The organism is Caulobacter sp. (genome assembly GCF_049283275.1).
In the GTDB taxonomy this organism is placed as follows: Bacteria; Pseudomonadota; Alphaproteobacteria; order Caulobacterales; family Caulobacteraceae; genus Caulobacter.
Map to the genome: position 1 here is coordinate 1 of NZ_JBAPVS010000255.1, position 2,675 is coordinate 2,675.

At 67.7% G+C, this 2,675-nt stretch carries 1 protein-coding gene; it reads right to left on the bottom strand.

The window, feature by feature from the left end; translation table 11 throughout:
• A partial coding sequence (locus tag WAL33_RS14485) for an error-prone DNA polymerase (RefSeq protein ID WP_422182225.1) occupies positions 1–2,648 on the bottom strand: 2,648 nt, incomplete at its 3' end.
• Positions 2,649–2,675 lie beyond the last annotated feature (27 nt).

Here is a 2,675-nt window from a genome sequence, read left to right on the forward strand (position 1 = left end):
GTCGTCACCAGCTTGGCGTCGTCCTCCTTCAGGCCCTTGATCTGACGCAGGCCCAGGCGGACGGCTTTCCAGTGCGGGCGGGTGTCTTCGTTGGAGAGCTTGTCGGGGGGTGTTTCTCCCCTCCCCCTGGATGGGGGAGGGGTCGGGGGTGGGGGTGACAGCGGTTCCGGACGGAATGAAACCGTAGTCGAACCCACCGCCGTAGCCACCCCTAGCCCCTCCCCCATCAAGGGGGAGGGGAACTTTCTGGCCTCCAACGTGCAGTCCCAGTCGCTCATCAGCACGTCCGGCGCCCGCACCTCGACCCCGTGCTCGCGGGCGTCGCGCACCAGTTGGGCCGGCTGGTAGAAGCCCATCGGCTGGGAGTTGATCAGGGCCGCGCAGAACACGTCCGGCCAGGCCCATTTGATCCAGGCCGAGACATAGACCAGCTTGGCGAAGCTGGCCGCGTGGCTTTCCGGGAAGCCGTACGAGCCGAAGCCTTCGATCTGCTTGAAGCAGCGGGTGGCGAAGTCGCGCTCGTAGCCGCGCCGCACCATGCCCTCGACGAACTTGTCGCGATATTCGGCCGGGTCGCCGAGGTTGCGGAACGTGGCCATCGCCTTGCGCAGGCCGTCGGCCTCATCCGGCGTGAACCTGGCGGCGGTGATGGCCAGGCTCATCGCCTGCTCCTGAAAGAGCGGCACGCCGTAGGTGTTGCCGAGGATCTCCCTCAGTTCGTCCGGGTGGCCGTGCTCCGGCGACGGCGCGGGCCATTCCGCCTTCTCCAGCCCCTGGCGCCGCCGCAGATAGGGATGGACCATGTCGCCCTGGATCGGTCCCGGCCGGACGATCGCCACCTCGATGACCAGGTCATAGAACTTGTTCGGCTTCAGGCGCGGCAGCATCGACATCTGGGCCCGGCTCTCGACCTGGAACACCCCCACGCTGTCGGCCTTGGACAGCATGTCGTAGACGCCCTTCACCTCGACCGGCACGTCGGCCAGGTCGACGATCGGCTGGCCGTGGTCGGCGCGCAGCATGCCGAACGCCCGTTGGATGGCGGTCAGCATGCCCAGAGCCAGCACATCGACCTTCATCAGCTTCAGACTGTCGATGTCGTCCTTGTCCCACTCGATGAAGGTGCGGTCCTTCATCGCCGCATTGCCGATCGGCACGGTCTCGTCCAGCCGCCGCTTGGTCAGGACGAAGCCGCCGACGTGCTGCGACAGGTGGCGCGGATGCTGCAGCAGCTCGGTGGCCAGGGCGATGGCCCGGGCGATCTGAGGGTTCTTCGGATCCAGCCCTGTCTGCTTGATGTGCTCGTCGGGCAGACCGTCGCCCCAGCTGCCCCAGACGGTGTTGGCCAGGATCGCGGTGATGTCCTCGGTCAGGCCCAGGGCCTTGCCGACGTCGCGGATGGCGCTGCGCGGGCGGTAGTGGATCACCGTGCCGCAGATGGCGGCGTACTCGCGGCCATAGCGTTCGTAGACGTACTGCATCACCTCCTCGCGCCGCTCGTGCTCGAAATCGACGTCGATGTCGGGCGGCTCGCCGCGGTTTTCCGAGATGAAGCGGGTGAACAGCAGCCGGTGCTCGGTGGGGTCGATCGCCGTCACCCCCAGGCAGAAACAGACCGAGGAATTGGCCGCCGAGCCCCGCCCCTGGCACAGGATGCCCATCTCCCGCGCCTTGTGGACGATGTCGTGCACGGTGATGAAGTAGTTGGGATAGTCCATCTTGGCGATCAGCCGCAGCTCCTCGCGCAGTTGGTCGGCGACCTTGTCGGGAACCCCCTTGGGATAGCGCCAGGCCGCGCCCTGCCAGGTCAGGTCGGTCAGGTGCTGCATGGCGCTCTTGCCGGGCGGCACGGGTTCGTCGGGATACTGCTCGTTCAGCTGACCCAGGTCGAAGCCGATGCGCTCGACGATCTCCATCGTGCGCTCCACCGCCTGGGGCCAGCGCTCGAACAGCCGGGCCATCTCGGCCGGGGTCTTGATGTGACGCTCGGCGTTGGCCTCCAGACGGAAACCCGCCTCGGTGATCGAGCAGCCCTCGCGGATGCAGGTCATCACGTCCTGCAGCGGCCGCCGTTCGGGGCCGTGATAGAGCACGTCGTTGGTGGCCACCATCGGCGCGCGGGCGTCCCGCGCCAGGTCGGACAATCGCGACAGGCGCTTCAGATCCTGGGCCGCATAGGCCCGGCTGGCGGCCAGCCAGACCCGGCCGCGCAGCTCTCCGGCCATGCGGTTCAGATCGGTCTCGAACGTCTCATCCAGTTTCGTCGGCGGCACGATCAGGGCCAGCTGTCCGTCGGCATGTTCGAGAAAGTCCTTCCAGAACAGGTGGCATTCCCCCTTCTCGGCCCGGCGCTGGCCGACGGTCAGAAGGCGGGTCAGGCGGGCGAAGGCCTCGCGGTCGGACGGGTAGACCAGCAGGCTGGGCGTCTCGTCCATGAAGTCCAGCCGGCAGCCGGTCAGGGCGCGGATCGACAGGTCCTTGGCCGCCGTCCAGGCGCGCACGACCCCGGCCAGGGTGTTGCGGTCGGCGACGCCCACGGCGCTCAGGCCCAGGGCCTGTCCGGTCAGCATCAGCTCCTGGGCGTGGGAGGCCCCGCGCAGGAAGGAGAAGTTCGTGGTGGTTTGGAGCTCGGCGTAGGCGTGGGTCATCGAAGGAAGACCCCCTCAGTCGCTACG